22 protein-coding genes and 1 pseudogene are annotated in these 21,497 nt (G+C 43.9%); 17 read left to right on the top strand and 6 right to left on the bottom strand.

The window, feature by feature from the left end; translation table 11 throughout:
• Positions 1-340 precede the first annotated feature (340 nt).
• Positions 341-562 carry a hypothetical protein gene (locus tag ABL924_RS13395; protein WP_349027595.1) on the bottom strand — a complete coding sequence of 74 codons (222 nt, stop codon included), beginning with the start codon at positions 560-562 and terminating at the stop codon, positions 341-343.
• A 591-nt stretch (positions 563-1,153) separates the two neighbouring features.
• Here ABL924_RS13395 and ABL924_RS13390 point away from each other — a divergent pair.
• Positions 1,154-1,339 carry a hypothetical protein gene (locus tag ABL924_RS13390; protein ID WP_349027594.1) on the top strand — a complete coding sequence of 62 codons (186 nt, stop codon included), beginning with the start codon at positions 1,154-1,156 and terminating at the stop codon, positions 1,337-1,339.
• Between the two features lie 399 nt (positions 1,340-1,738).
• Here the strand turns inward: ABL924_RS13390 and ABL924_RS13385 are convergent, their stop codons facing one another.
• Positions 1,739-2,203, bottom strand: coding sequence for a tRNA (cytidine(34)-2'-O)-methyltransferase (locus ABL924_RS13385; protein WP_349027593.1), 465 nt, complete (start codon positions 2,201-2,203; stop codon positions 1,739-1,741).
• 1,058 nt (positions 2,204-3,261) lie between these two features.
• On the opposite strand from ABL924_RS13385, the pseudogene ABL924_RS13380 reads away from it, so the two are divergent.
• The 14 genes and pseudogenes from ABL924_RS13380 (at position 3,262) to rapZ (ending at position 17,563) form a co-directional block, all read left to right on the top strand.
• Positions 3,262-5,312 (top strand): annotated as a pseudogene (locus ABL924_RS13380) (acyltransferase family protein).
• 65 nt (positions 5,313-5,377) lie between these two features.
• Positions 5,378-6,205 carry a glycosyltransferase gene (locus tag ABL924_RS13375; protein ID WP_349027592.1) on the top strand — a complete coding sequence of 276 codons (828 nt, stop codon included), beginning with the start codon at positions 5,378-5,380 and terminating at the stop codon, positions 6,203-6,205.
• Between the two features lie 4 nt (positions 6,206-6,209).
• Positions 6,210-6,956 (top strand): glycosyltransferase family 2 protein, encoded by a 747-nt coding sequence (locus ABL924_RS13370; RefSeq protein ID WP_349027591.1) that lies wholly within the window; start codon positions 6,210-6,212, stop codon positions 6,954-6,956.
• A gap of 153 nt (positions 6,957-7,109) precedes the next feature.
• On the top strand, positions 7,110-8,909 hold the full coding sequence (msbA, locus tag ABL924_RS13365) for a lipid A export permease/ATP-binding protein MsbA (RefSeq protein WP_349027590.1): 1,800 nt from the start codon (positions 7,110-7,112) through the stop codon (positions 8,907-8,909).
• Between the two features lie 32 nt (positions 8,910-8,941).
• Positions 8,942-9,529: an SIS domain-containing protein gene (locus tag ABL924_RS13360; protein ID WP_349027598.1), complete on the top strand. Its 588-nt coding sequence runs from the start codon at positions 8,942-8,944 to the stop codon at positions 9,527-9,529.
• Positions 9,510-10,949, top strand: coding sequence for a bifunctional D-glycero-beta-D-manno-heptose-7-phosphate kinase/D-glycero-beta-D-manno-heptose 1-phosphate adenylyltransferase HldE (gene hldE / locus ABL924_RS13355; RefSeq protein ID WP_349027589.1), 1,440 nt, complete (start codon positions 9,510-9,512; stop codon positions 10,947-10,949). The genes ABL924_RS13360 and hldE overlap by 20 nt, the downstream gene beginning before the upstream one ends.
• 544 nt (positions 10,950-11,493) lie before the next feature.
• Positions 11,494-12,471, top strand: coding sequence for a KpsF/GutQ family sugar-phosphate isomerase (locus tag ABL924_RS13350; RefSeq protein WP_349027597.1), 978 nt, complete (start codon positions 11,494-11,496; stop codon positions 12,469-12,471).
• 29 nt (positions 12,472-12,500) lie between these two features.
• Positions 12,501-13,025, top strand: coding sequence for a 3-deoxy-manno-octulosonate-8-phosphatase KdsC (gene kdsC, locus ABL924_RS13345; protein WP_349027596.1), 525 nt, complete (start codon positions 12,501-12,503; stop codon positions 13,023-13,025).
• Positions 13,022-13,591 (top strand): LPS export ABC transporter periplasmic protein LptC, encoded by a 570-nt coding sequence (gene lptC / locus ABL924_RS13340; RefSeq protein ID WP_349027588.1) that lies wholly within the window; start codon positions 13,022-13,024, stop codon positions 13,589-13,591. Before kdsC ends, lptC begins: the two co-directional genes overlap by 4 nt.
• Entirely contained in the window at positions 13,578-14,102 is a 525-nt protein-coding gene (lptA, locus tag ABL924_RS13335; protein ID WP_349027587.1) for a lipopolysaccharide transport periplasmic protein LptA, read from the top strand. Before lptC ends, lptA begins: the two co-directional genes overlap by 14 nt.
• Entirely contained in the window at positions 14,099-14,824 is a 726-nt protein-coding gene (gene lptB / locus ABL924_RS13330) for an LPS export ABC transporter ATP-binding protein (protein ID WP_349027586.1), read from the top strand. The genes lptA and lptB overlap by 4 nt, the downstream gene beginning before the upstream one ends.
• 30 nt (positions 14,825-14,854) lie before the next feature.
• A complete protein-coding gene (locus ABL924_RS13325; RefSeq protein ID WP_349027585.1) occupies positions 14,855-16,303 on the top strand; it encodes an RNA polymerase factor sigma-54 in 1,449 nt (482 codons plus the stop codon).
• A gap of 44 nt (positions 16,304-16,347) precedes the next feature.
• Positions 16,348-16,638 carry a ribosome-associated translation inhibitor RaiA gene (raiA, locus tag ABL924_RS13320; RefSeq protein WP_349027584.1) on the top strand — a complete coding sequence of 97 codons (291 nt, stop codon included), beginning with the start codon at positions 16,348-16,350 and terminating at the stop codon, positions 16,636-16,638.
• Between the two features lie 67 nt (positions 16,639-16,705).
• Positions 16,706-17,563, top strand: coding sequence for an RNase adapter RapZ (gene rapZ, locus ABL924_RS13315; protein ID WP_349027583.1), 858 nt, complete (start codon positions 16,706-16,708; stop codon positions 17,561-17,563).
• Positions 17,564-17,634: 71 nt separating this feature from the next.
• Here the strand turns inward: rapZ and ABL924_RS13310 are convergent, their stop codons facing one another.
• The 4 genes from ABL924_RS13310 to minC are packed head-to-tail and all read right to left on the bottom strand — an operon-like array spanning position 17,635 to position 19,702.
• Positions 17,635-17,838, bottom strand: coding sequence for a winged helix-turn-helix domain-containing protein (locus tag ABL924_RS13310; RefSeq protein WP_349027582.1), 204 nt, complete (start codon positions 17,836-17,838; stop codon positions 17,635-17,637).
• 26 nt (positions 17,839-17,864) lie between these two features.
• Complete coding sequence (gene minE / locus ABL924_RS13305; protein WP_349027581.1) at positions 17,865-18,131, bottom strand: cell division topological specificity factor MinE; 267 nt, start codon at positions 18,129-18,131, stop codon at positions 17,865-17,867.
• Entirely contained in the window at positions 18,131-18,940 is an 810-nt protein-coding gene (gene minD, locus ABL924_RS13300; protein WP_349027580.1) for a septum site-determining protein MinD, read from the bottom strand. The genes minE and minD overlap by 1 nt, the downstream gene beginning before the upstream one ends.
• A 27-nt stretch (positions 18,941-18,967) precedes the next feature.
• On the bottom strand, positions 18,968-19,702 hold the full coding sequence (gene minC / locus ABL924_RS13295; protein ID WP_349027579.1) for a septum site-determining protein MinC: 735 nt from the start codon (positions 19,700-19,702) through the stop codon (positions 18,968-18,970).
• A gap of 697 nt (positions 19,703-20,399) precedes the next feature.
• Here minC and ABL924_RS13290 point away from each other — a divergent pair.
• Together ABL924_RS13290 and ABL924_RS13285 are read left to right on the top strand one after the other, a co-directional pair.
• On the top strand, positions 20,400-20,627 hold the full coding sequence (locus ABL924_RS13290) for a hypothetical protein (RefSeq protein WP_349027578.1): 228 nt from the start codon (positions 20,400-20,402) through the stop codon (positions 20,625-20,627).
• A gap of 370 nt (positions 20,628-20,997) precedes the next feature.
• The gene (locus ABL924_RS13285; RefSeq protein WP_349026322.1) at positions 20,998-21,369 is read left to right on the top strand and encodes an integrase core domain-containing protein; all 372 of its coding nucleotides are present in this window, start codon (positions 20,998-21,000) and stop codon (positions 21,367-21,369) included.
• Positions 21,370-21,497 lie beyond the last annotated feature (128 nt).

Raw genomic sequence — 21,497 nt, 5'->3', positions numbered from 1 at the left:
TTCAACACCACAATGTTTACAGATTGCCATAGCCGCGCCTCCTTTGGATTAAGGAAGTTACTATAGCCAAAATGTATCTTTATGTAAACACTCTCAACTGTTTGTTGTCTTAGATATTCAGAATATAATGTCCATTTACACAAATCCATGCTTTAATCGCTAACGTCTATGCTGTATTGCTTGAATAGGCTCACGAATTTGTAAGCATTCATTAATCCAAAATAAGGTGAAACAGGATTAAAATCCCTAGACGCTTATCCAGATTTTGTAGCATCGTTGTGCTGATTCTCAAAGAGAGAAGGACAGCCACGGAGAGTAAATCGCTGGGAAGGGGGTAATATTAGCACAATTGCGTACCGTATAAAACACCGTAAGAGACGGTAAAAGACAGCAAGGGGCAACAAGAGCCATTGAGATATAATAGCGGGGAGTCGCTATTTTTGCGAAAGCTTGTTTTGAGGATGTCCTGTCCAAACAAGCGGCAAAAACTTAACGCGACCGCCAATGCCTGCGGCTGCCCCAGCCGTCCTGCTACCCCCGTCCCATACCCGACAAGGGGCATGGGACATCGTTGCGCAATGACTCGACGCGATGTCGTAAAGCTGTGCATTTTCACGCCGCAAACAGCGCTTCGTGAAAACACACAGCACTATCGCTTCTGGGGACTAAAAATCTTCACTCCGCTAACGCTACATTTCCAGGATTTTCAGCGATAGAAGGTTATAAGCCCGGCACAGCGGAAGTCATTCAAAAAGTCCAGCAATTACGGCAACAATATGGTATCCAAGTATCTCCTAGAAAGTAGTTCAATTTACATAAAGGGTATCGATATACCGCATAATAAACCCAGTATAACCAATACAGAAGAATTGCACGAATTAGAACGTGAATTGCTTGAAGAAGCTTATCAAGTTTTTGGCTATCAACTTAAGGTGGGACAGACAAGCAAGGCTTGACCGTTCGCCTGTCATAGCCCCCTTTGTGGGGGGCTTGTCGAAGGGTGGAAGGTTAAGCCATTCATGGTTCGACAAGCTCACCACGAACGGCTTAACCTTAAAACTCTCCCGTCTTAAGTTGGTAGCCGAATTTTATAAAGCCCATCCTATCGAGCTGACGCGAAAAATCTTAAATACACCATAGACAAGGAAAAAACATGATTACCAAAGAGCAACTCAAAGACGAAATTAATACGGTGGAAGACCCGCAAACATTGGAACTGGTTTATCAACTGCTGTTAAAAATAAAACAAGGCAATACCCCGCAAAAACTGACCCTGACAAACTGGTTGCTTGAAAATATGCAGGGCTTAGGCAATTTAAGCTTACCCGATAGACTGTGAACGTCGAGGCAGGAAAAATTGGCAACAGGTATTGCTTCGGTAAACGCCAAAGGTTCAATTTGAAGTCTTTTATAACCGGGAGCGTTTACATTCTGCTAATGGATATTTACCCCCCCCCCGTTGACTACTAAGCGCAGCAATATGCGGCTTAACCTTGTGTCCGGAAATGCGTTGACGCATCAGTTGCACCCAGTGTGGCATAAAAGGGCGGAAGCCCTTCACTAAGGAGGGCTTTGCGACAAGAATCGACTTCATAACGCTAGAATTCTTGGAAAAATCCAAAAATTTTCAGCACCTTCGCAGTAGCGTCGGTTAAATTGCGATTAATAGATATTCCCATATTGCTTTTTTTTTGGTAATACACCTCATCTATAAGGAACATTAGAAGAGGGGCTTGCATTATTTTCCACCTTGAAACCCTTGTTGACGCCAAGCTTCATAACTGATGATAGCGGCAGCATTCGATAAGTTGAGACTCCTATTATTAGGCATCATCGGAATCCTAATGTGTCGAGCAGTATCAATGCTGTTTAATAGTTCAATGGGTAAACCCGACGTTTCAGAGCCGAAAAGAAATACGTCGCCAAGTTGGTAATTTATTTTATCGTAGTGCTTCTCACCCTTTGTTGTACATGCGAATATTCTCCTGCCCTGCATTGCAGCCAAGAAATTCAAATAGGTGGCATATTGTGTGATTTTGGCAAGATCGTGGTAATCAAGTCCTGCTCGACGTAGATTTTTTTCTTCCAAATTAAAAGCCATCGGCTCGATCAGGTGCAAGCAGCATCCATTGTTGGCAACTAAGCGGATAATATTGCCTGTGTTGGGAGGTACCTGTGGTTCAAAGAGAGCAATATGAAACATAATCTACTCCCAGAGTGGTTTGGTTTATGAGATTGGCTGTGAGCTTAATCGCTTCAATTTTACATGACTGAAATCCAATACCTGAAATATCCAACAGAACCAACTGCTTTGAGACACGCACTGGCTTTTGGGTTTGATTTGAACGTCTCGTATGGTGTCATCATATCCTTGTGACGATGGTTCGCCGTTATGATAGCTCTGTGCTTTGTGCCCAATTATTCGGTTAGTAAGTTTGAAAGGCAGGTTGCTTCGACCTAGGGGCTGCTCTCAATTAAAGTATATTTCAATATAAATCAATTGGTTACAAAACAACCAACTTTATTAAAATTATTTATATTCAATAAGTTACGGCTAATTGAGAACAGCCCCTAGATCATGCACGTTCAAGAGTATCTATTGTTTTATAAAAAAAGCCACCAATGTCCTACTGAGAAACACACGCCAATTAAAATAATTATCAGTATTATAGATTCGGTCTTGTGAAGCTTGAATTATTTCTGAATTAAAGCCATGCGTATTAATACATTCAATTAGCTTGACTTAAAACTTTAAAAGGCCGGAGCAATAAGATGTGTTGAATGAGTAAAAAGTTGAAGGCATCATACAAGAGAACGGCAGAGAGATAAACATGAGCCTCGTCCAATGCGAAACCGCATTGGCAGGTTTCAGGGCAAGCCCGATCATTTTTTCGCAAATCACATTTAAGTCGCTTTCAGATACAACAAATCACCTTGTCCGCACTTGATTATTTAATTCGTACATTCATTAAAGGTTTGAAAATCTAGGCATTTAATTTAGAATCCAGTGTTTTTTCATATACTCCCTACAAAACAAATAGCCGTGGCGCTGTTTTTTACAGCAAAATTGGTTGGCGAAAAAATCAAAAAATAAAGCGAAAGGCATAATAAAAACAATGAGTAGGACAAGAAATCACTCAATACTGCATGCCGTTACATGGCCTGCGAGTGGCCGACAAATTATGTTGGATATAGCAAAGGTCGTTCGACACAACTAAATTTTTTCAAGCACAGCATCGAATAGAATTGTCACAAAAAACCATGCGCAACTCAACTCACCGTACCCACCTCGCCTATCGCCCAGATATCGATGGCTTGCGCGCCTTGGCAATCCTGTTAGTAATTGTTTTTCATGCCTTTCCTAAATTTTTAAGAGGCGGGTTTATTGGTGTTGATATTTTTTTTGTTATTTCAGGCTATTTAATAACTAGTATCATCATTAGGGGACAAAGTCAGGGCAGTTTTAGCTTATTAGAGTTTTATAGTCGACGGATTAAGCGCATTTTCCCCGCCTTAATCGTGGTGCTGGTATTTTGTCTTATCGTAGGCTGGTATGTACTATTTGCTGATGAATACCAACAATTAGGGAAACATATTGCGGCAGGGTCTATTTATTTATCCAATATCGTACTTGAAAGTGAATCTGGGTATTTTGACACCGACGCAGAACGAAAACCGTTATTGCACTTATGGTCATTGGGTATTGAAGAGCAGTTTTACTTGGTTTTTCCATTGCTTTTGATTTTTTCCTTTCGATTCAATTTCAGCCCGTTTTTAACAATTTTGCTATGTTTGGTTGCATCATTTACTTTCAATGTTCTCAATGTCAATGACAAGCCAACAGAAGTATTTTTTTATCCCTACACCCGGTCTTGGGAGTTATTGGTAGGGAGCTTGATTGCTTTCCATCATCACCCTATTAAAAATAGGGTCAAAATAAAGAATTTGTTGTCACCTAGTAGTGGCTACAATAGCAATCTAGCCAATGGATTGGCATGGTTTGGCTTTGTGTTAATCTTTGTTGCATGGATCTTCCTTGATAGTAGAAAAATACTTTTTCCCTCATGGTGGGCATTAATCCCAACATTGGGAGCCGCTTGCCTTATTCTGGCAGGTGAAAAAGCCTGGTTCAACAGAAAAATTCTGGCAAGCAAACTGGCTGTCTTTATTGGCTTAATCAGTTATCCGCTATATTTGTGGCACTGGGTGTTGTTAAGTTTCGTCAATATCACAGAAATGGAAAGTCCAAGCGCATTGCTGAAGATAACTGTATTAATAACTAGCGTAGCCTTAGCATGGGGTACTTATTTCTTCGTAGAAAAGAACCTACGTTTTCAAAAGCCTAAGGCTGTTTCCATAGGGCTTTTTGTGAGCCTAGCCTTTGTCGGCTCTTTGGGTTACTTAGTTCTACAGCAGAATGGTTATCCAAACCGTTATGTACCCGACCCTAGCTTTGTTGCTGGAGAGATTGGCAACGGTTCTTATAAAGCCAAAGGTTGGCTCTCCAGTAAAGCCTGTATTGATAAATACGCAAAAATAGCGTTCGGCAAATATCCCGATGATGAGTTCTGCCTTATACAAGACCCAAAGACACCGCCTACAGCCTTGTTAATCGGTGACAGCCATGCAAATCATCTGTATTCAGGCTTATTAGAAAACATGGAATTAACCGGCGGAAATTTGCTTAATCTCGGGGGGCCAGCTGTTTCCCTTTTTTTGATAACCCGTTAAACCCAAATAAAAAGTGTCGCCAGCTTATTAATCAGACGTTGGAGATGGTAATTACTACGCCTTCCATCAAAACCATAATTTTGACCAGTCAAGCCATAAGTGAATTTAACGAAAAAAGTTTTGTACCAAAAATAAAAATGTTTAATTTTTCAAGTGCAAAACTAAACGCAAACGCTGCAACAAATAATGATCCTTATTTTGTTTATCAAAACGGCATGCGAAAAACATTGCAACGCCTCCTTGATGCCCAAAAAAGAATCATTTTTGTTCTCGATATTCCAGGATTAGAGTTTGAGCCGATGGCTTGTGTAACTCGACCATGGCGATTGAACGGTATTACTGCCAAAACACCTTGTGCTATACCACGCTCACAAGTTGATGCTCGGCAAAAAAAATATCTCGATATGGTGACTAAGGTGTTACATGATTATCCTGCCGTGAAAGTATGGGATACCCTGCCTGCTTTGTGTGACAAAAACTATTGCTGGGCTATTAAAGAAGACAAGATGCTCTATCGGGACAATAACCATTTGAATGAAATCGGTGCAATTTATCTTGGTAAGCACTTACATATCCTGTAAATTAACCTGCGATAAAAAAACTGGTCAGCCCTTCGGCGGCAAACATTCTTTAAATAAAAATAAATATGAATACACCAGCCTATGCGGTTACTTTTGCTTGCTACAATCAAATTGAATACACGCGCCAATGTGTAGATAGTCTGATAAAACACGGATTAGATTTAAGCCGTCTAGTCGTTGTCGATAACGGCTCAACCGATGGCACACGGGAGTATTTAAGCACACTACCTTTAGGAAGGCTTATTTTTAATAAGGCCAATTTAGGTTGTGGCGTGGCATGGAATCAAGGTGCTTTGGCTCTACAAGCCGAATGGACAATTGTTATGAATAATGATGTGCTGGCTTCCCCTTTGTGGTTAGAAAATTTAATTAACGTTGCCGAACAAAACCAGTTAAAAATTATTTCACCAGCGCTGGTTGAAGGCGAGTTGGATTATGATTTTGACGATTTTGTCAATCAAGCCTCCGCTAAAATGCAAATGGCGTTGCGCTTAGGTGGACGACATGCGGTTTGCATGGCGATACACGAATCGGTGTGGCAAGATATCGGTTATTTTCAGCCTATTCCGAAATTACGCGGCTACGAAGATGCCGTGTTTTTTCGTGAAGTCGAAAAAGCGAGCATCCCTTGTGCGATAACTGGGGCATCATGGTTACATCATTATGGTTCTGTAACGCAAAAAATAATGAAACAAGAACGCGGCTTGTCACAGAACGATGACCTACCTGATCGACGCTTGTCCTTGAGGCTTTTACGGCAAAATTGGCTTGAAAGAAAATTAAAAAAAATGCTTCGAATCCGTCAAATAAGAAAGTGGCGCGATGACGAATTGGCGCGTTACGCAATGTCAATGCACGTTAGTCGGCATAATAATCATTTTAGATGGCAATAATCTTATGCTGTCAGTCATCATTGTAACCAAAAATGAAGCCCCTAATATCGCTGCCTGCTTAGAATCTGTTGCCTGGGCTGATGAAATTATTGTCCTTGATTCAGGTAGCGAAGATGCCACAGTAGCAATCTGTCGCCAATATACTGACAATGTTTATGAAACAGACTGGCCTGGGTTTGGTATCCAGAAACAACGCGCCTTAGAGAAGGCCAAAGGGGACTGGGTGTTGTCTATTGATGCTGATGAGGTCGTTACGCAGGAATTAAGGGCGGAAATTGAAAAAGCCCTTCAGCAGGGACACGTTAATGGTTATGAAATTCCCCGTCTTTCAAGTTATTGTGGCAAGCAAATTCGCCATGGTGGCTGGTGGCCGGATTATGTCCTGAGGCTATTCCGTCGCGATTGTGGTCAATTCACTGATTCACTCGTCCATGAACGTATTATCGTTCAGGGATCAATCGGTAGGATGCTTACGCCCCTTCTTCATGAGAGCTACGTAGATCTTTATGAGGTTTTACATAAAGTAAATTGCTATTCGACATTAGGTGCAGAAATGCTCCTACAGAAAGGCGTTCAGTCATCCATAAGTAAAGCGATCCTAAAAGCTATCTGGATGTTCATTCGAACTTACTTTATTAAATTAGCAATCATAGAGGGTCGGCAAGGGCTAATGCTTTCGATTTCCACCGCTGAAGTCACCTATTATAAATATATGAAATTATTGGAGTTACAAAATCATCTTAAGTCTTAAGAATGTAGTTAAGGGAATCTCTAAAAATTCAAAAACCGTCCTCTCCCTCTGGGAGGCCTACATGGATGCAGGTAAGTGGGTGGATGTACCCTGCATTTTCCACATCCCTCACCCTCTCTCAAAAGGCGAGAGTATTTTCAGAGGTTACCCTAAATGAAATTTTCAAAAAATATAAAAAAACCAGGGGCAAGCATCCAAATTTACAAGCGGCTATTGTTCTATGTAAAGCCCTATTGGGGTCTTTTTGCTATCAGCATTTTTGGCTTTTCTATCTATTCTGCCACCCAATCCCTGTTTGCCGTATTAATCAAACAAATTGTGGATGCGTTGCAAACCGAAGCGCGGGAAGGAATGGTGTACTTGCCGCTGTTCTTTAGCGGCTTAATCATCGTCCATGGCATCGGTACTTATTTGGGTAATTATTTTCTGGCGAAAGTGTCGACTAATGTCGTCCATGACTTAAGATGTGAGATATTCGACAAGTATACGGAATTGCCGACTGCCTTTTTCGATGCCAATAACAGCGGTTACCTGATTTCTAGGATTACCAATAATGTCGGCGAAGTGACCAAAGCAAGTACGGACGCGGTACGTACTTTTGCGCGAGAAGGTTTGACGGTCTTAGGTCTGTTAATTTACCTGTTCTATTCAAATTGGATGTTATCTCTCGTTTTTGTCGGCATTACGCCAATTATTGTTTTGCTGGTCAAATACGTCAGTAAACGGCTCAGAATGATCAGCAAAAGACTACAAGACTCCATTGGCGACATGACCCATATCACCTCGGAACTGGTTGCCGGACACAGGATCGTGCGCGGTTATGGCGGGGAGGAGTATGAGCGCCGACGATTTTTGGAAAGCAGTTTATATAACCGCAGGCAATCGCTAAAACTCGCCACCACAACTGCGATACACAACCCGATCATGCAATTTATTATCGCCATAGCTTTATCATTCCTGATGTATATGGCGCTGATGTTTATGAAGCAAGCCAGTGTCGGTGAATTTATCGCTTATCTGACGGCGGCATTTTTATTGCAGCGCCCGATAAGGCAGTTGAGCGATGCCAATAGCGATATCCAGAAGGGCATAGCCGCCGCACAATCGTTATTTGAGATTTTGGATGAGCCGAGTGAGTCCGATGAGGGCAGCTATCGAGTCGAAAAGGCCAAAGGTGCGTTGGAATTCAAAAATCTGTCTTTTAATTATGCCGGGGCAAAAGAGCCCGCGCTGATGGATATTTGTTTCAAGGCCGAACCAGGACAAACCATCGCTCTGGTTGGTGCTTCGGGAGGAGGGAAAAGTACGCTGGTGAATTTGGTGCCGCGTTTTTATGTACATGAAGCCGGCGAAATATTGCTGGACGGTATTGAAATCAATACCTACCAACTGGAAAATTTGAGAAAACAGTTGGCATTGGTTACCCAAAATGTCACCTTGTTCAATGATACGGTGGCCAATAATATCGCCTATGGTGCTTTAGCGTCTGCCAGTCGGGCACAAATTATTGCCGCTGCCACCGATGCTTATGCCATGGAGTTTATCAGTAAGTTGGAGCATGGGCTGGACACGCAAATCGGCGAAAATGGCGTGAAGTTGTCGGGAGGACAGCGCCAGCGCTTGGCTTTAGCGCGGGCGTTGCTTAAAGATGCTCCCATCCTTATTCTTGATGAGGCGACATCGGCATTGGATACCGCATCGGAGCGGTACATCCAAAAAGCCCTGCAAAAGGTGATGAGCAACAGGACGACGTTGGTGATTGCCCATAGGTTATCGACCATTGAAAAAGCCGACCTTATTCTGGTCATGGAACATGGCCGCATTGTAGAAAGGGGTATCCATAAAGAATTGATAGCAAAAAATGGTGCTTATGCCAGGTTACATCATATTCAATTCGAGAAGGATATCGAACATACCCACAAAAACGTGGATGTCGCCCAGATAGAGGTATAAATGCCCATTTCGAAACTAAGGAATTTAATGTGATGACATTTTTATCGGTACTTACCCAGCACCAAGTCGTGATGGAACAGCTCGCAAATAATAACGATGAAATTGAAGCAGTTGGAGCGTTGTTGATTAACACCTTGAAACAAGGTGGAAAAATCTTGCTTTGCGGTAATGGCGGCAGCGCGGCTGATTGCCAACATATCGCGGCGGAATTCGTCGTCCGTTATGAAAAAAAACGTAAGGCCTTAGCCGCTATCGCTTTAACCACGGATACTTCCATATTAACCGCCTCTGCCAACGATTTCGACTTCGATGCGGTTTTTTCCCGCCAAGTTGAAGCATTGGGCAATGCTAATGATTGCCTGATCGCCATTTCCACATCTGGTCGTAGCAGCAATGTTATTGCTGCCGTAAAAGCGGCAAAAGCGAAGGGTATGGTTGTGGTTGGCATGACTGGAAGTGAAGAAAGCGAACTCAGTCAGTTGGCATCCATAACAATCAAAGTCCCATCAAACATAACCGCACGGATTCAAGAAGCCCACATCCTAATTGGGCATTGGTGGTGTGCGGTTGTTGAAGATGCGTTCAGTCAGGAGGCACTTGATGCTGGCAACAACGCCTGATTTTTCCAAAGCCCGTGCTTTGGTAGTCGGCGACGTGATGCTTGACCGCTATTGGTCAGGCAAAGCAGCGCGAATCTCGCCCGAAGCACCTGTGCCTGTAGTGCAAATCAAAACCATTGAAGACCGTGTCGGTGGGGCAGCTAATGTTGCCCTCAATATCGCCAAACTTGGCGGTAAGGTGACTTTATTAGGCGTGGTCGGCGATGACGAAGAAGGTCGAATCGTTAAGCGGCTACTTGAAGCTGCGGGGGTGGTTTGCGATTTAATCGTCGAGAAATCTGTCCGTAGTATCTGCAAATTACGCATCGTGGCACAGCACCAACAATTGATTCGTGTCGATTTTGAAGAAACGCCCATCGAGTTTGCCCAGAGTGGACTGGTGTCTCGCTTATCCCAACACCTGCCCCAAAATGATGTTGTCGTTTTCTCGGATTACGGTAAAGGGACTTTGTCGCATGTGCAGCAGCATATACATCAAGCTAAACAATTAGCGGTAAAGGTATTGGTCGATCCCAAGGGTATAGATTACCGGCGTTATGCCCAAGCCGACCTTATTACACCTAATTGGTCTGAATTCCAGGCCGTCATGGGGATTTGTGAAAATGAAGAAGATTTGGTTATAAAAGGTCGCGAACTCATCAACACCTACCAGATTCCAAACCTGTTAGTGACTCGCGGTGAAGCGGGTATGACGATGTTACAGAAAGACCAAGCACATTCCATTTCCGCGCAAGCCAAAGACGTGTTCGACGTAACTGGCGCTGGGGATACCGTCATCGCTGTGTTGGCAGCCTGTGTGGCCATCTGCATGGATTGGTACGATGCCATGTATTTGGGCAATTTGGCAGGTGGTATAGTCGTCGGCAAATTAGGCACATCAACCGTAACCATAGCAGAGCTGACCCGCGCTATGCATGGCGACAAGGATTCGCAATATGGCTTAGTTTCGGAAGCTGAATTGATCCCCCTCATTGCCAGGGCGAAAGCCAATGGCGAGAAAATCATCATGACCAATGGCTGCTTTGATTTGTTGCATGTCGGCCATGTGACCTATCTGGAGCAGGCCAAAGCCCTGGGCGACCGCTTGTGTATTGCTGTTAATTCTGATGAATCTGTCAGAAAGCTCAAAGGCGAATCTAGGCCTATCAATAGGTTACAGGAGCGGATGACGGTTCTGGCAGCCTTAACTTGCGTGGACTGGGTTGTGCCGTTCTCCGAAGAAACGCCTGAAAATCTGTACTGTAATGTGTTGCCAGATGTGATAGTCAAAGGCGGTGATTACCGTCCAGAACAGGTTGCAGGTGGGGATTGTGTAATCAATGCAGGAGGTGAAGTGAAGATACTGCCTTTTGTGGAAGGGCAATCAACGACTGCCATGATTAATAAATCTCAACCCGTGTGGAGTACGAATAAGGCATAAAAATCCAGTCTTAGGTAGGTGGCACGGACATAAAGATAAAGAATCACCGGATGCCATGCTCAGTGGTAAGAGGGGCAGCGGGGGCAGCCCATCTCCACACGATCACAATCATTTTTAGCCGCTTAGAACCCTTTTTAGGTAATTTCCTGGATCACTGAAATCATCGGCTTTACGTAATCCCCCCCCTTCTAGGAGATGACTGTAACGTATTGATTTTATTTCCCTCATCCCAACCTTCTCTCTTCGAGAGGGGGTGTACTCTGAGTTTTGAACAATGTCATACCAATCCCAATAAGTTGTTATTTGAATCCCCTCATCTTAACCTTCTCCCACTGGAGAAGGGATAATATGTGAACTTATTGGGATTGGTATCACTACTTTGGCGCATGTAACATTTTGGTGTATTTTGCAATCAATCAAGTCTTCGTATTGATTCTATCTATTGGTTCGCCTGTAAGGCAAGAACGACTTAAATATGGCATAATGCGAACGATTTTTGAACCTATTCCATAGTGATAAAACTTGCTCTGACAAAATGCTAGAAATTAAGCTGCATGACCAAAAACTGCGCGATTTAGCTTTGGCCGTTATTGAGGTGGAAACCCAGGCGGTTGCTGCATTGGCGGGGCAAATCAACGATAACTTTGTTAGCGCTTGCAAATTGATGTTCGGCTGCAAGGGGCGGGTTGTGGTGATTGGGATGGGCAAATCTGGCCATATTGCCGGTAAGATTGCGGCAACCTTGGCAAGTACGGGAACACCGGCTTTTTTTGTGCATCCCGGCGAAGCCAGTCACGGTGATATGGGCATGATTACCAAGCAGGATGTGGTGCTGGCCTTATCAAACTCCGGTGAAACGGAAGAAATCGTCAAAATTCTCCCTATTATTAAACGCTTGGCAGTACCTTTGATTGCCATGACCGGCAACCCAAAATCGACGCTGGCAAATTTTGCGACCACGCATATTAATGTCAGTGTTGCACAGGAAGCCTGCCCTTTGGGACTCGCACCTACATCCAGCACCACTGCTGCCTTGGTGATGGGCGATGCGTTGGCGGTGTCGTTGCTGGAGGCGCGGGGGTTTACCAAGGATGATTTTGCGATGTCCCATCCTGGCGGCAGCTTAGGTAAGCAATTGTTGTTACGGGTTGGCGATATTATGCACGTTGATAAAGCAATGCCGATGGTGCATAAATCGGCTCTTATCAGTGCAGCATTGCTGGAAATGACTGAGAAAAAGCTGGGCATGACGGCGATTGTTGAAGGTGATAATCGGCTTATTGGTATTTTTACTGACGGCGATTTACGCCGGATGTTAAGCAGAAACCTCGATGTACGTAACACGCTTATCGTTGAAGTGATGACCCCAAATTGTACGGTTATTAAGCCAGATGCGCTGGCAGCAGAAGCCATGCAGATTATGGAACAGAAAAAAATCAACGCCTTAGTTGTGGTTGACGACCAACAACATGCAGTAGGTGCATTAAATATGCACGATTTGATACGAGCAGGAATTGTATGATAGCGGCAATTGACGGCAACCAGAAGTCGATGGCGTTGGTTTTGGAAAAAGCCAAAAAGCTGAAATTATTGATCCTGGATGTCGATGGTGTATTGACTGACGGGCGGCTTTTTTTCGACAATGAAGGTACAGAATACAAGTGCTTTCATGCTCGTGATGGTCATGGTATCAAGTTGTTGCGGCAAACTGGCGTGGATATAGCCGTTATTTCAGGGCGGAATTCAAATTCGGTCGCGTTGCGGATGAAAAGCCTCGGCATTGAACATGTCTATCAAGGCCATGAAAATAAACGCAGTGCATTTGCTGAATTACTTGAGAAAACCGGAATAAAACCAGAACAAGCTGCACATGTAGGCGATGATCTCCTAGATTTGCCCATCATGACGCTGGTTGGTCTTGCTATTGCCGTAAGCGATGCTAACTTTGCTGTTAAGGAACGTGCCGATTGGTGTACGACTTTGCCGGGTGGGCAAGGCGCGGTGCGGGAAGTGTGCGATTTGATTATGCAGGCGCAAGGAACTTTTGATAAGGTCTTGGATAGTTATTTAAAATGACACACCTTAATGAAAGATTCATTTATGTGTTTCTAGCAGCCATGGCCGCGCTCAGTTGGTGGCTGGCGGAATATTCTGGATTGATCGAAACTAACCCAGTAAAAACAGTATCGACAAGTCCCGATTATTTCAGTAAAGGCTATACTCAATGGGAAATGGACGTAACGGGTAAGTTAAAGAGTAAGTTGGTGGCCGATGAAATGACCCATTATGTCGATTACTGGGCAACCCACATGACAAAGCCAGTCATGCACTTTTTTAACGAAACCACGCCGCCTTGGATTGTTGCAGCACAGACAGGCATTTTGTCAAACGACGGCAAAAAGCTTCAGTTAAACGGTAAAGTCACCGTCAATCGAGCGCAAGCGCCGGGCGTTAGACAGCTTATAATAAATACATCAAGTGTTATGGTTGATCCAGAAACCAGTTATGCAGAAACAAAAGCGTGGGCGGAATTAATCAGTCCGCCCAACATAACCACAGGTACAGGAATGAATCTGACGTTTAAGGAACCTATCCATTTGGAGTTGCTTTCGGAAGTGAAGGGTAAGTATGAAGCTAAATAAAATAATAATAACCGGCGGCTGGCTACTATTGGTTAGTTGTTACGGTTCGGGAATATTGGCGTTGGAGAGCGATTCCGACCAGCCCATCACCATTGATTCCAATACTGCAACGTATGATGATGTCAGCGCAACCAGCACTTACACCGGTAATGTTGTTTCCGTTCAAGGCAGCATTGTCGTCCATTCGGACAAACTGGTGGTTTATTTTGTTGATGGTGATGCCGAAAAGATGGTGTTTACCGGCAATAGGGCAAAGTTTAAACAAACCCCTAGCGAAGGTGCTAAAGACATAACGGGGGAAGCGTTAACGGGTGAGTTTTACCCCAAAAAAAATCTTCTGGTTCTCATTGAAGAAGCGACCGTATGGCAAGGCAATGCCACTTATGCCAGCAAATTAATAGAATATGACAGCAAGCGCTCAGTAGTGAAAGCCGGTGATAAATCGTCAGATGCCAAGCGCGTACATGTTCTATTAAAGCCTAAACAAAAAGAGGATGCCAATAAAAAATGACAACCTTGGCGGCAAAGCATCTCATAAAAACCTACAATAAACGCAATGTTGTCAATGGGGTTTCATTGCATGTCAATACCGGTGAAGTAGTCGGCTTATTGGGGCCTAATGGCGCAGGTAAAACCACCAGCTTTTATATGATGGTCGGACTGATTCAAGCCGATGAAGGCCAAATTTTACTGGATTCAATGGATATAACCCATCACCCCATGCACTTACGGGCGCAATTAGGCGTGGGTTATTTACCGCAAGAGCCCTCCGTTTTCCGTAAACTCACCGTGGCGGATAATTTACGGGCGGTTCTCCAAATCCGTTCCGATTTGACCGAAGGTCAGATGGAACTGATTATTGAAGAATTGCTGGAAGAATTTCATATCCCCCATATTCGCAACCAATTGGCCTTAAGCTTGTCTGGTGGTGAACGGCGGCGTGTTGAAATTGCTAGAGCATTAGCATCCAACCCGCAGTTTATTTTACTGGATGAACCATTCGCCGGTGTTGATCCAATTTCGGTCGAAGACATACAAACCATCATAGTACACCTCAAAGATCGGGGTATTGGTATACTGATTACCGAACATAATGTTCAGGAAACACTAGGTATTTGCAGCCGTGCGTATATACTTAACGAAGGCAGGGTTATTGCCGAAGGCGATACGGATTCCATCGTGAAGAATGAGGAAGTACGTAAGGTTTATCTGGGCAATAACTTCAAGTTATGATGCTTACTCACAAGGCAATGTGATGCGTTTATGAAACATTCAATAAATCTAAAGCTAGGCCAGAATTTATCGATGACACCGCAATTGCAGCAAGCAATACGGTTGTTGCAAATGTCTACCTTAGATTTACAGCAAGAAATTCAACAAGCACTTGAATCCAATATGATGCTAGAAGTGGACGAGGAAGATAGCAGCTTTCAATTCCTAGAAGCATCACCGGAAAAAAAATCCGACAATGCCGACTCAGCTACCAGTGAAGGCTCTCAGACCGATATGCCCGACGAGTTACCCACTGATTCGTCTTGGGATGATGTTTACCAAGAGGACTTTGAGGCAGGTAGCAGCACTAACAATGAAACCGTAGAATTTGAAACGCAACGCGGCAATGTCTCAACCCTGCTAGACCATTTAACCTGGCAACTCGAATTAACGCCCTTTACCGACCGCGACCACAGCATCGCTTTGTCAATCATTGATTCCATTAACGATGAAGGTTATTTAACTAGCAGCCTTGAGGAAATTTATCTAGGTTTACAGGATCAAATTGATGACTTGGATGAAGATGAGGTGAATGCAGTGTTGCATAGAGTGCAAAATTTTGATCCCTCAGGAATCGCCGCAGTTGATCTTCAAGATTGTCTCAGGCTTCAATTAACACAGTTACCTGAGCAAACCCCTTACAGAAAAGAAGCACTGACTGTCGTCACTAACCACTTAGATTTATTGGCTAGTCATGGCAAAACGGCACTTCTGAAGGAATTGTCCACAACATCGGAACAATTGGATAAAATCGTCGCACTTATCAGAACACTTGACCCCAAACCCGGTTTGCAGATACAACAATCGGAATCGGAATACGTGATACCCGATGTTTATGTGACCAAACGCAACAACATCTGGCAGGTTAATCTTAATCCAGAAGTCGCCCCCAAATTACGGATTAATGCTGAATATTCTGCGCTGATAAAAAAATCTGATGACAGCAAAGATAATCAGTGCATGAAAGAGCATTTTCAGGAGGCTAAATGGTTCATCAAAAGTCTACATGGACGCAATGACACGCTGTTGCGGGTTGCCCGTGCTATCGTAGCTCGACAAACGGCTTTTCTTGAGCAGGGTTCCATCGCCATGAAACCGATGGTTTTAAAAGCCATAGCTGAAGAGTTAGAGCTGCATGAATCAACCGTTTCCCGCGTCACCACCCAAAAGTATATGCACACCCCTAATGGGATTGTAGAATTCAAATATTTTTTTTCCAGCCATGTGTCAACAGACGAAGGAGGTGAGTGTTCATCCACGGCCATAAGGGCCTTTATCAAGGAGTTAGTCGGCAATGAAAATCCGGCCAAGCCATTAAGTGACAGTAAAATCGCGGATTTTTTAAACGAAAAAGGCATCAACGTTGCCAGAAGAACGATTGCAAAATATCGTGAGGCAATGTCTATTGCTTCATCCAGCGAACGTAAACGTACCTTATAAGGTTAACTTATCAACCATTATCCATCAGTACAGGAGTTTATTCCATGCAAGTCATAACCACAGGACATCACCTTGAAATTACTGACTCTTTAAGAACGCACGTCAATTCGAGATTCGAAAAGTTAGCGCGTCATTTTGATAATGTTACTGATGTACACGTTATATTAAGCGTCGAAAAACTAATTCAAAAAGCCGAAGCCACCGTGCATATTAACGGGGCAACTGTGTTTGCAGAAGACCACCAGGAAGATATGTATTCAGCCATTGACGATATGGTAGATAAACTGGACAGGCAAATCACCAAACATAAAGAAAAAGTCGGAAGTCATCGTTAATATCAACCCAAAAAGGTGCAAAGTATACTGTTTTCGTACTTTGCACCGTTGTCGGCATTAAAACTCTATGAAGCTACTCATTGTTAGCGGACTTTCTGGGTCTGGTAAAAGTATTGCGCTAGAAACACTAGAAGATTGCGGTTATTACTGCATTGATAATCTGCCTTTGACGTTGTTGGAAGATTTTATTAACCACGTTATGCTGGTTGACAAAAATACCTACGCAAAAACCGCAATAGGCATTGATGCTAGGAATCAAAGCAAAAGTTTGGCCGACTTTTCTGACAATCTGAAAATGATCCGCAGCAAGGGGATTGATTGCGAAATTATCTTTATGCAGGCGGAGGAATCAACTCTGCTAAAGCGCTACAGCGAAACCCGCCGAAAACACCCGCTTTCGGGTCTTCATATCCCGTTAAAAGAAGCTTTAAAAATTGAAAAAGAAATGTTAGTACCCATTGCCCGACACGCAAACGTGGTAATTGACACCAGCCGCAATCATTATCACCAACTTAGGGATCTCATTAAAGATCAAATTGGCGAGCGCGAAATACGGCATATATCTTTGCAATTTCAGTCCTTTGGTTTCAAAAATGGCGTGCCCTTGGATGCTGATTTTGTGTTTGATGCACGCGGCCTACCCAATCCTTATTGGATACCTGAATTACGAGGGTTAACGGGTAAGGATCAAGCCGTTAGCGATTTTCTTAAAAGCCAAGACCTTGTTACTGAGTTTTTCCAAGATATAACAGGGTTTCTGGAACGTTGGATTCCGAGGTTTGAAGCCGAAGGGCGCAGTTATTTAACGGTAGCCATCGGTTGTACCGGCGGTCAACACCGCTCGGTTTATCTAGTCGATGCGCTTTCAAAAAAGTTTAAAAATCCTAGCCTCAATGTCATTGTTAGGCATCGGGAACTAAGCTAAGAAACACCTTAATTAGATAGGACTCAGGACAAACAGTGGTGGGCTAAAGAATTACACACAAAAACGCTTAACTATTTTAGCGACAACATCTCGACTCGACCTTTCAGCTCACAAACCAGCTTACCTTCTTTGGCTAACCAGCCGATGCCACGTTGAACATCATTTTTGCTTAAGCCCGTTTCTGTGGCGACTTTAGTGACACTAGACGCGCCATTCTTGTCTAAATAATGCCAGATTTTGCCAGCGACTACGCCTGTTTCAGTGCTTACAGTCATGTACTTTACCTTAATGTTTGGGTTACTTAAAATCGCTTAGTTTGATCTTCCGGTAGCGTGATATTTAATTCCAGCGTTTCCTGATGGTCGTTCTGCTCAAAACTAACGGATATAGCATCTTTGTCAACGTTAACGTATTTTTGAATCACTTCCAATAATTCTTTTTGTAACTGCGGCAGATAAGAAGGCTGATCTGTAGAAACCCTTTCATGCGCAACCAATATTTGTAGCCTTTCTTTAGCAAGCGAAGCAGAGCTGGTTTTCGATAATTTAAAATAGTCCAGTAAGCTCATCACTTACCTCCAAAAAGCTTTCCAAAAAAACCTTTTTTATCGTCGATAAACCGATGTGGTTTATTTTCACCCAAGTAACGGGCCACAATATCTGCATAAGCTTGGCCCGCATCGCTTTTCTCATCAAGAATGACCGGTATGCCTGAGTTTGAAGCATTCAATACCGATTTTGATTCCGGTATTACACCCAAAAGATGCAGCGATAAGATTTCCTGCACGTCTTCAACACTTAACATTTCGCCCAGTTTTACGCGTTCAGGCGAATAACGAGTCAACAACAGATATTCCTTGATAGGCTCTTTGTTTTCTTCAGCGCGGCGAGATTTACTCGATAATATCCCCAACATACGATCTGAGTCTCTGACGGAGGACACTTCGGGATTGGTCACCACAAAAGCATCATCGGCAAAGTACATCGCCAAATGAGCGCCTCTTTCAATACCGGCAGGCGAATCACAAACAATGTATTTGAAATCCTTAGATAATTCTTCCAAAACTTTGCCGACACCTTCCTGGCTCAAAGCGTCTTTATCGCGGGTTTGTGAAGCTGCCAGAATGTACAGCATGTTACAATTTTTATCCTTAATCAACGCCTGATTAAGACTGGCCTCGCCGTTGATGACATTGATAAAGTCGTAAACAACCCGACGTTCACACCCCATGATTAAGTCCAGATTACGTAAACCCACATCAAAATCGATCACGGCTGTTTTGTGACCTTTTTTTGCAAGTCCCATAGCAATAGCGGCGCTAGTTGTAGTTTTGCCTACGCCCCCTTTACCTGATGTTACGACGATGATTCTTGCCAATTGATGTTCCCCCTCAAGCGGAATGGATTAAATTTCTTTAATGACTAAAGTCTGTTTGTCTAAGTAGATTTGCACAGGTGTGTTGCGGATGTTTGGATTAAGATCTTCGCTGATTTTGTAGTTTCCGGCGATTGAAATAAGTTCAGCTTGGAGATCAGTACAAAAAATACGTGCATCGGCATTGCCTTGCACGCCGGCTAAGGCGCGTCCCCGCAAAGTACCGTAGACGTGAATATTCCCTTCTGCCAAAATCTCTGTACCAGGACTTACTTGAGCAATAATAACTAAGTCACCTGCGGCATAAACACGCTGACCGGAACGGATAGGCTGGGTAATGACGGTTGTACCTGTTTGTAACAGGTCTTTAGTTTCCGGCTCAGGTGTCGGCGTTTTAGGCTTTTTTGAATCAATAGTCGTGCTACTGGTATGTATAGAATGCAGTGGGATTCCTAGGGCAATCGCCTTTTCATTCTGCTGCACGTCGCCACCACGGATACCGATAGGCAGTAGCCCTAATCTACGCACCACCTCAATGACTGAAGCAACATCAACTTCAATATTTTGTTTATTTAGCTCTTGAACATCCAAAACCAGCGGAGAGTTTTTGAAAAACTCTGGTGCCAAGAGAATTTTTGCCTGAAGTTGCTGCTCAATAATAATCAGATCATTGCTTGATATAACCAACACTGGCACAGAAAATGTGCTGCTCTTGAATTCCAAAGCAGGCGGGTTATAAGGCGTTTTTTGTGCGTCTCTTGACATCCGTTCAGTCGTGTTTGGTCAGTATTGCGACAATCTTAACACTAGTCGTGGAAAAAATCATATTTCAACGACTAAATACCCTACATAAATCCATGTACAATAGTTTTAAGAAAAGCGCAACAAGGCGACATAAAATCAATTTCAACACGGTTTATTTTAGGCAGCATGATACGCATAAATTTCCTGCCAACAATCCAGATAAAGAGACTTAATTATCCAGGCGACTACAAAAGCTATAAATGGGCATTATTGAACCGCTAATGGTGAGTAAGCTAGTACATCATTACCATTTACGGTTTGCTTTTCCTGTTTTTCCGCTTCGTTTTTTTCTGCTAGGTACGCTGACCGTTTTTGCTTAAACTCAGCAGTTTCATAAATACCACCCAAAAAACTTACTTTCTTGGTATTACAACTCGGATACGGCGGCACAATCACTTTAGGATGTAATGGTCTAATAAAGCAGGACACTTCTTTAAGGCAGATTTATAATATCATTAGAGGTGAAAAATGAGAGTGGCGGGGAGTCGCTATTTTTGCGAAAGCTTGTTTTGAGGACGTCCTGTCCAAACAAGCGGCAAAAACTTAACGCGACCGGCAATGCCTGCGGCTGCCCCAGCCGTTCCTTACGACTACGCTCAGGACAGGCTCTGCTACCCTCGTCCCATACCCGACAAGGGGTATGGGACATCGTTGCGCAATGACTCGACGCGATGTCGTAAAGCTGTGCATTTTCACGCCGCAAACAGCGCTTCGTGAAAACACACAGCACTATCGCTTCTGGGGACTACAAATCTTCACTCCGCTAACGCTACATTTCCAGGATTTTCAGCGCGGGTATATCCTTAAGTGCAATTGGGCGTTGGGTCAGAGCGGAACGGGGTACGGCAACCGTCTTGACAACCCAAAAATCCGTTACGGCCCTTAGTGGCCAAGCTGAATTGGTGCGACTACGTAAGGACAATGACCGCTTACGGATGGGGCGCGAAATATTAAAAAAGGCCGCAGGCATCGAAGCCAAGGAAGCCGAATGCAATATGGGTTCGTTCGGGAGCAACAGAAGGCCCGCCCCGTTACCGCGCTGCGTGGCGTCATGCAGGTGAGCACCAGCGCCTTTTATGCTTGGGCTAAACACCCATAAGCACAGCCAGACAAGACCAACAAACACAACTAGAAGCCAGGACGCTTGAGCTGTTTGAAAAGAACAAGAGAACCTATGGTTCGCGTCGTTTATCGGCTGCCTTCAAAAAAGAAGGCATCCCTGTGGGACGCTATAAGGCCGGGCGTTTGATGGCCACATGCGGACTTCGATGTGTGTCAGTGCCTTGCGAATGGCGTTTTGGCGGCGCAAACCTGATCCTGGACTGCTGCACCATTCTGATCGGGGCAGCCAGTATGCAAGCCACGAATATCGGGGACACTTGGGCATCATGAAGATGCAACAAAGCATGGGCAGGAAGGCCAACTGTTGGGACAATGCACCGACGGAGCGGTTCTTCAGGAGCCTGAAACACGAGCAACTGAACTATGAAAGAGTTAGGACTAAAGAGGCTGCAAAGCAGAGTATCATTGGCTATCTGGCGTTTTACAATGGTCGGCGTTCGCATTCAAAGTTAAGCTATCAATCCCCGCTGGAATTTGAGCGGGAATTCTATATGAAAGCTGCCTAGGAAAGTGTCCGGTTTTAGTTGACCATTACAGGTGAGTGCCAGTGCCTTTTATGCGTGGTCAAAGAAACCAGAAGATACTGATAAAACTCGGCAAAGAGAAGCGCTTGAGGCCAAGGCTAGGCAGCTTT

Source organism: Methyloglobulus sp., from assembly GCF_040079455.1.
Taxonomy (GTDB): domain Bacteria; phylum Pseudomonadota; class Gammaproteobacteria; order Methylococcales; family Methylomonadaceae; genus Methyloglobulus.
The sequence above is the reverse complement of the archived record's forward strand: the minus strand, read 5'-3'. Positions and strand labels throughout refer to the sequence as shown.